Consider the following 8,210-nt stretch of genomic DNA (forward strand, 5'->3'; position numbering starts at 1 on the left):
ATCAATGACTAGCAAGGCGACTTTCCCTGTCAACCCCGCCGTGCCATCAGGTTAGCACTGAGCGATGGCACTCTGCACCCGTTTATCCGAGACCGGATAGGGGGTGCCCAGTTGCTGGGCAAAGAACGACACCCGCAGCTCCTCGATCATCCAGCGGATGTTGGCCACCTCGGGGGGGATCGGCTGGGACTTGGGCATCTTGGCAAGCAGCGCCTTGTAATCGTTCTCGACACTCTGCACCTTGAGCATGTAAGCCCTGTCCCGATTGGGATCGATGGCCAGCTTCTCCATGCGCCGCTCGATGGCGCGCAGGTAGCGCAACAAGTCAGGCAATCGCTGCCAGCCGGTCTCGGTCACGAAGCCCTTGTGGATGAGCTTGTCGAGCTGCAACTGGATGTCGGACATGGCAAAGGCGGTATCGAGCTGCATCTTGCCCTTGAGGCGCTTCTTGATATCAAAGGAGAGGGTCAGCACGGCTTCCACCTGGCTAGCCACCTCCACCACGGCATCATTGAGCTCGGCGCGCACATACTCCTTGAGCGCCTCGAAACCCGCCTCGTCCCAGGCCAGGCCGCCGTGGCGCTCGATCAGCTTGTCGCAGCCGCAGGCTATGCAGTCGTCAATCAGCTCCGCCACCTTGCCGAACGGGTTGAAATAGAGCCCCAGCTTGGCCTTGTTGGGCAGCTTCTCCTGCAGGTACTTGATGGGAGATGGCACATTGAGCAGGATCAGGCGGCGTTGGCCCGCCCACATCAGCTGCTGCTGGGTCACCGGACTCTCCACCAGCTGGATGGCGACCGAATCTTTCTGATCCACCAGCGCCGGATAGGCCTTCATCTCAAAGCCACTGCGTTTCTGGCTGTACTCCTTGGGCAGCTCCCCGAAGCTCCACAGGGTGAGGCCGGACTGCTCGATGTCATCATCCGCGACCTGGGAGAGCGTCTCCTGCACCCGGCCACGCAAGGACTCTTTGAGCGCCTCCAGATCCTTGGCCTCAGCCACCTTCTTGTGTTTGTCGTCCACCACCCGGAAGGTGAGTTTCAGGTGATCGGGCACCGCCGCCCAGTCCCAGGCCTCCCGGGGCACAGTGATGCCGGTCATGCGCCGCAGTTGGCGCTCCATCTCGTCCAGCAGCGGCCCCTGCTCGGGATTGATGCTGGCGAGCAGCGCATCGGCATAGTTGGGGGCCGGCACGAAGTTCTTGCGCATCGGTTTGGGCATCGACTTGATGAGGGCCACCAACAGCTCATGACGCAGACCCGGGATCAGCCACTCGAAGCCTTTGACTTCGACCTGGTTGAGCAGCGGCAACGGGATATGCAGGGTGACGCCATCGGCCGCCTCCCCCGGCTCGAACTGGTAGGTCAGCTTGAGCTTGAGGCGCCCCTGCTGCCAGAAGTTGGGGTAATCGAAGTCGCTGATGTGGGCGGCATCCCCCTTCATCAGCATCTCTTTCTCGAAGTTGAGCAGATCGGGGTTCTGCTTTTGCGCCTCCTTCCACCACTTGTCGAAGTGACGGCTGGAGATGACATCCTCCGGCAGCCGCGCCTCATAGAAGCGGAACAGGTCTTCGTCATCCACCAGGATGTCGCGGCGCCGCGACTTGTGCTCCAGCGCCTCCACCTCGGCCAGCAGCTTGCGGTTGTCGCTAAAGAAGCGGTGGCGGGTCTCGAAGTCCCCCTCCACCAGGGCGCGGCGAATGAACAGCTCGCGGCACAGGGCCGGGTCTATGGTGCTGAAGTTGATGAGACGCTCATTGACCAGGGTCAGGCCGTAGAGGGTCACCTTCTCCTTGGCCATGACGGCGCCACTTTTCTTCGACCAGTGGGGATCGCTGTGGTGCAGCTTGATGAGGTGCGCCGCCAGGGGTTCCACCCACTCGGGTTCAATTTTGGCGTTGACCCGGGCATAGAGGCGCGAGGTCTCCACCAGTTCGGCGGCCATCACCCACTTGGGCGGCTTCTTGAACAGTCCCGAAGCCGGGAAAATATGGAAGCGGCCATTGCGAGCGCCAAGAAACTCCGGCTTTTCCAGATCCTTGTTGCCGATGTGGCTGAGCAGGCCGGTCAGCAGGGCGCAGTGCACCGTCTTGAAATCCGCAGGTTCGGCATTGCTCTTGAAGCCCAGCTCTTTCACCGTCTGGCGCAGCTGGAAGTGGATATCCTGCCATTCGCGCACCCGCAGGAATGAGAGGAACTCCTTCTGGCACAGGCGACGGAACGGGTTGCTGCCCAGGAGATCCTGCTGCTCTTTCAGGTAGTTCCACAGATTGACGAAGGCGAGGAAGTCGGACTCCTTGTCCTCGAAGCGCCTGTGCTGCTCGTCGGCGGCCTGTTTCTTCTCCATGGGGCGCTCGCGAGGATCCTGGATGCTAAGGCCGGCGGTGATCACCATCACCTCGCTCAGGCAGCCGGTTTGCGCCCCGGTGATCACCATCTTGGCGAGCCGTGGATCGAGAGGAATGCGCGACAGCTGGCGACCGGTCTCGGTCAGTTGCAGCTTGCCGTCCTGCTCCCTGTTTGCCGGCAGCGCCTTGACCGCCCCCAGCTCGTTGAGCAGGGAGAGGCCATCCTTGATGTGGCGCGACTCCGGTGGCTCGACGAAGGGGAAGGCCTCCATGTTGCCCAGCCCCAGCGCCAGCATCTGCAAGATGACGGAGGCGAGGTTGGTGCGCAGGATCTCGGGATCGGTAAAGGCGGGCCTGTTGTTGAAGTCCTCCTCCGAGTAGAGGCGGATGCAGATACCGTCGGCGACCCGGCCACAGCGGCCCATGCGCTGGTTGGCGCTGGCCTGGGAGACGGGTTCGATGGGCAGGCGCTGCACCTTGGTGCGCCAGGAGTAGCGGCTGATGCGGGCGGTGCCGGGATCTATCACGTAACGGATGCCTGGCACCGTGAGGGAGGTCTCCGCCACGTTGGTGGCGAGCACGATGCGCCGCCCGGCGTGCTGCTGAAACACCCTGTTCTGCTCGCTGTTGGAGAGGCGCGCATAGAGCGGCAATACCTCGGTGTCACGCAGCCCCAGCTTGTTCAAGGCATCGGCGGTGTCGCGAATTTCCCGCTCGCCATTCATGAAGATGAGGATGTCCCCCAAGCCCTCTTTGGCCAGCTCCTGCACCGCATCGAAGATGCCCTGCAACTCATCGCGATCGTCACCCCCTTCCGGGCGCGGCTGATAGCGCACCTCCACCGGATAGGTACGGCCCGATACTTCGATCACCGGCGCCTGGTTGAAGTGGCGGGAGAAGCGCTGGGGGTCGATGGTGGCCGAGGTGATGATCACCTTGAGATCGGGGCGCCTGGGCAGCAGCTGCTTGAGATAGCCCAGGATGAAGTCGATGTTGAGGCTGCGCTCATGGGCCTCATCGATGATGATGGTGTCGTACTGGGTCAACATGCGGTCGTGCTGGATCTCCGCCAGCAAGATGCCGTCGGTCATCAGCTTGATGTGGGTCTGCTCGCTCACCTGATCGGTGAAGCGCACCTTGTAGCCGACATATTGGCCGAGCTCGGACTTCATCTCCTCGGCGATGCGAGCCGCCACGGTGCGGGCCGCCAAGCGGCGCGGCTGGGTGTGGCCGATGTAACCTTTCACCCCGCGTCCCAGTGCCAGACAGATCTTGGGGATCTGGGTGGTCTTGCCCGAGCCGGTTTCCCCGGCGATGATCACCACCTGATGTTCTTGAATCGCCTTGGCGATCTCCGCCTGCTTCTGGCTGACCGGCAGGTTGTCTGGATAAGTAACGGCGGGCACCCCGGCCAGGCGAGACTGGTAACGCTGCTCGGCGGCGTCCAGATCGGCGGCAATGGTTTCCAGCACAGACTCTTGCTTGTCTTGTGGCAGCTTCTTGACCCCATGAAGTCGACTGGATAGACGGCGGGCATCCAGATTCATGCAGGCAGAAAGACGGCGGCGCAGCGCCTCGATAGAGAGAGACAAGGTACAGATTCCTTATAGAAAGCCCGCTGGGGGCCATATCGATAGCTGGGGCAGATCCTAAAGAGCGGGCGGGAGCGGTGCAAGCATTAACGCGGTCAGGTTGCGGGTCAGGATAAAAGCAGGGGAAGACCCCTGCCTCGGTGAAGAGCTGTCAGTGGTGAGCCCGGGGAAGGAAGCAGGTATCGAGCTGATTGTGAATGGCCTTCATCACATCATGGCGACTGATGACCCCCACCAGGCGGCCGCCCTCCAGCACCGGATACATCTTGGGTTTCTGACCCAGCATCATCTCGGCCAGCTCCAGCATGCTGGTGTCAGGGTTGACCGTCAGCACATCCTTGCGCATCACATCCTTGACCTGAGCCACCTGCTCGCAGTGATAGGCCTCCTTGAGCATGACGGAGATGCAATCTTGCTCAGAGACCCAGCCTATCAAGTGACCTGCCTCATCGATGACAGGGCCGCCCAGTTGATTGCTGTTGATGAACTTGGCGACGGCAGATTGCACCATCATCTCAGCCTTGAAGGTGATGGGCCTCACCTGCATATAGTCCTTGGCCATTAATGCTTTCATGTTGAACCCCCTAAGAAATCTGGCTCGGCCGCCTTATATTGGCGGCCTCATGTCTAGCATAGCTCGCCGATGTCAGGAGATGGATTGCAGCAGCAACAACAGCTCGCTCTGGCTGTGACAATCTGTCTTCTTGAAGACCCCTTTGAGGGTGGATCGCACCGTTTCCACTTTCACGCCCCGTAATTGGGCGATGTCATTGCTGCTGTATCCCTTGCTCATCAGCATCAGCAGCTCTTTCTCCCCTATGGTCAGTGGATAGAGACTGGCCAGGGCCTCGATATCGGGATTAAACGCATGCTCAGGGTCGCGCAGCACCAACTCCACATAACGCTCGAACCGGGTCAGGCCACTCATCAGGGTGCACTGGATCAACAAGGGCCTGAGATTGGATTGGCGGGGTACGGAAAGATAAGCGCTTGCCCCGGGCAGCAGATATGCAAAGCCAGCAAGCATCTCTTTGAATTGACGCTGCAGCTCCTTGCTATGCAGGGAGAACAAGCCCGTCAGGGTGCGCAATTCCACATTTTCATCCGTGATGCGGTTAAATGCCATGTTGGAATAATGGATATAACCCTTGCCATCAATGATGGCGCTCGGCTTATTGTGGTTACGCACCAGCTGTTGCAGCTGGTAATTCTGAGTTTCCAGAGCAAGCAGATTCCAATAGTGCTGACTCCAGGCCGCAAGACCGGCATAGGTATCGGCAACCAGATGCCTCTCTTGCAGGTTGAAATCGCTCTGGGCCCCACTGCGATAACCGCACAGAGAGCTCAAGCCATGATCCTTGACCCGGCACACGCCCCCTAAGGCAAACTGGGCGCCAAAGCTGGCGAGCAGGCCGGCGTTGTCGGAGATCTCGTTGGCGCTGACCACCCCCTGGCATCCTTTATCCAGGTAGTGATTGAACCAGAGATCCTGACGATGATGCTGCAGATAGAAATGCTGCTGAGCATCGTTCAAGCCGCTGGCAAACAGCTTGATCCCGTCGCTCTTGTCATCATCGCGCAATAAAAACAGGGTTGAACTGCCACCGAGATCATGACGAAACTTGTCCACGACCAGCTTAATGTCAGAATCATTAATACCGCATTCATATAATTGATTTATATAAGGCGATACCCTCTCGCTTACTAATGTTTTCACACCCGAACTCCTAATTCTTATTTTTATTGAGCAGGCATCTTACTCCGCATTGACTACAGCGAAAAGTAGCCAAATGAATAATTACAAGAGCAGCTGCCTCATTATATTTACAATTAAGTGTTCATCAGTCATCGCTTATTAAGCAAAGGCCCATACGATGTCGTCCCCCTGCCCTGTTGATCGCTTTCCTCCGCTCCCGCCCTGTTCGCTCACCCTCTTGATAGGCTCCTTTCATGCTCCCCACGCCTGGCTATCTGTCTGATCGCACCGCCCTGCTCTGTCGGGTCAAAGCCTGAGCAGTGTCATGGGGTTAGATAAGATCATAAAATCGACACCTACAAAAAATCTGCTTACAGAGGGGCATGGCACCGTCTGACGGCCAAAAACAGCGCTCGGCGACAGCTTTTGACTGGGCTGGATCGCCATTTACGCTCTCTAAAAGTGGGAAAACCTAAAAAGCCTCATTCAAAACCCATTCATAAACCTGCTATCAACGCACCATAAGCCATTGAAAAAAATGAGTTTAAAATGGTTTTACGTCGAAACATTCCATTAACCACATCGACTTGGGTGCATTTCAAACACCAGCATGCAAAAACGGTCGCTTGGTTGCTCAAGCCATAAAAATGCCCCATTTATCACAAAGAACCATTGTTTTAATCTCCCTTTGTGTTATCTTGGATCCATCAACAGCCAGCCAGGGAGAAAAGATATGACCGAATTCTTAGTTACAGCAGTTTTCACTGTGTTTTTCACTCTGGTCGCAGTTTCCCTGCCTTCACTGTCCCAGTTTTGAGCCATGCGAGGCGCCTTGTGCCTCACTGACTGACCAGAAAACGACTGTTTAATCGACACCAACTGTGACTTTTTCACGGTTGGTGTTTTTGTTTGTGCTTTTTGCGCCATTTCTGCATTTCCCCATGATGCCCATGCTCGTCCGACCTCTTATGGGCGGCCCCATCACCGATTTACTCTGCCCCACCCCAGGGCCACAATAACCCTCTTCAGTTGTTCTCGGGATCCGTTATGACTATCGACACCCTGCGCCACTGGCGCCGCGATCTGCATCGTCTGCCAGAAGCCGCCTGGTGTGAATTTCGCACCAGCTCCCTCATCGCACACCGCCTCAATGAACTCGGTTTTACCGTCATGCTGGGAGATGCCCTGCTGGCCAGTTCCTTGGTGATGGGCCGTCAGATCGATGTAGCGGCGCAGAAAGAGCGAGCCCTGCGCCAAGGTGCCAACCCCGACTGGCTGGCACGCATCGAGAACCTGACCGGCGTGATGGGCCTGTGGGATAGCGGACGGCCCGGCCCGACGCTGGGGTTTCGTTTCGACATAGATGCCGTTGAGGTGGACGAAGAGGGTGGCGAGCAGCACCAACCCACCCAGGAGGCATGGCAGTCTCACAATCCCGGTTGGATGCACGCCTGTGCCCATGATGGCCACACCGCCATCGGCCTGGTACTGGCAGAGCGCATCATGGCCCAGGCCGAGCAGCTTGGGGGACGCATAAAGCTGTTCTTCCAGCCGGCGGAAGAGGGATGCCGTGGCGGCAAGGCGCTGGCGGCAGGTGGTCAGCTCGATGATGTGGACGTGCTGCTGGCGCTGCACATAGGCATTCATGCCACCAGCGGCGAGCTGGTCCTCAACCCTACCGAGTTTCTCTGCTCGACCAAGTTTGATGTGGAATTTATGGGGGAGTCGGCTCACGCCGGGCTCGAGCCCAATGCGGGCCACAATGCCCTGGCGGCGGCCTGTATGGCGACCACCGCCATGCTCGGCATCCCCCGTCATCGCGACGGCATGACCCGCATCAACGTCGGCCAGCTCAGTGGTGGCAGCGGTCGCAATGTGATACCCGGCCAGGCTCGCCTGCAAGGAGAAACCCGGGGCGCCAGCCCGGCGCTCAACGACTATGTCTTTGGCCAGGTACAACGCATCGTCGAGGGGGCCGCCCTGATGCAGGGGGTGAGTTATCTCATTCGCAAGCAAGGGGAAGCCATCGGCATCCACAACAGCCCTGAGCTGATTGAAGAGCTGCTCCCCCTGGCCGCCGCCATGGCCCTCAATACGGTGCACACCCGCCGCTTCGGTGCCAGTGAAGATGCCGGTTTCCTCATCGAACGGGTGCAACGCAATGGTGGTCAGGCCGCTTATCTCATCCTGGGTGCCGATCTCAGTGCGCCTCACCACCATCCCGCATTCAACTTCGATGAAACCGTGATGGAATCGGGTGTCACTCTGCTGGATCGTTTTATCCAGCACAGGCTGGCTATCTCTTGATGCATAAGGGGACCGTCCTCGGTGCCCCCATGTATCGTCCCGCGTTGAACGTTCAACGTCGATAAAACCGTGATGGAACATGGAGTCAATCTGCTGGCGCGTGTTATCCAGCACAAGCTGGCTATCTCTTGATTCATGGGGGAACCGTCCTCAGTGCCCTCCATCCATCGTTCAACGTTCAACGTCGATAAAACCGTGATGGAACATGGAGTCAATCTGCTGGCGCGTGTTATCCAGCACAAGCTGGCTATCTCTTGATTCATGGGGG

4 protein-coding genes are annotated in these 8,210 nt (G+C 58.3%); 1 reads left to right on the forward strand and 3 read right to left on the reverse strand.

Annotated features, from left to right (window positions below; genetic code table 11):
* Positions 1–51: 51 nt before the first annotated feature.
* The 3 genes from hrpA to M2366_RS11040 form a co-directional block, all read right to left on the reverse strand.
* Positions 52–3,939 carry an ATP-dependent RNA helicase HrpA gene (hrpA, locus tag M2366_RS11030; protein ID WP_259269731.1) on the reverse strand — a complete coding sequence of 1,296 codons (3,888 nt, stop codon included), beginning with the start codon at positions 3,937–3,939 and terminating at the stop codon, positions 52–54.
* Positions 3,940–4,090: 151 nt separating this feature from the next.
* Positions 4,091–4,513 carry a CBS domain-containing protein gene (locus tag M2366_RS11035; protein WP_042042380.1) on the reverse strand — a complete coding sequence of 141 codons (423 nt, stop codon included), beginning with the start codon at positions 4,511–4,513 and terminating at the stop codon, positions 4,091–4,093.
* Between the two features lie 72 nt (positions 4,514–4,585).
* A complete protein-coding gene (locus tag M2366_RS11040) occupies positions 4,586–5,656 on the reverse strand; it encodes a helix-turn-helix transcriptional regulator (RefSeq protein WP_042042378.1) in 1,071 nt (356 codons plus the stop codon).
* A 1,026-nt stretch (positions 5,657–6,682) separates the two neighbouring features.
* Here M2366_RS11040 and M2366_RS11045 point away from each other — a divergent pair.
* Entirely contained in the window at positions 6,683–7,942 is a 1,260-nt protein-coding gene (locus M2366_RS11045; protein ID WP_259269732.1) for an amidohydrolase, read from the forward strand.
* The last annotated feature ends 268 nt before the right edge of the window (positions 7,943–8,210 follow it).

This window comes from Aeromonas sp. BIGb0405 (assembly GCF_024807335.1).
GTDB classification, from domain to species: Bacteria; Pseudomonadota; Gammaproteobacteria; order Enterobacterales; family Aeromonadaceae; genus Aeromonas; species Aeromonas rivuli.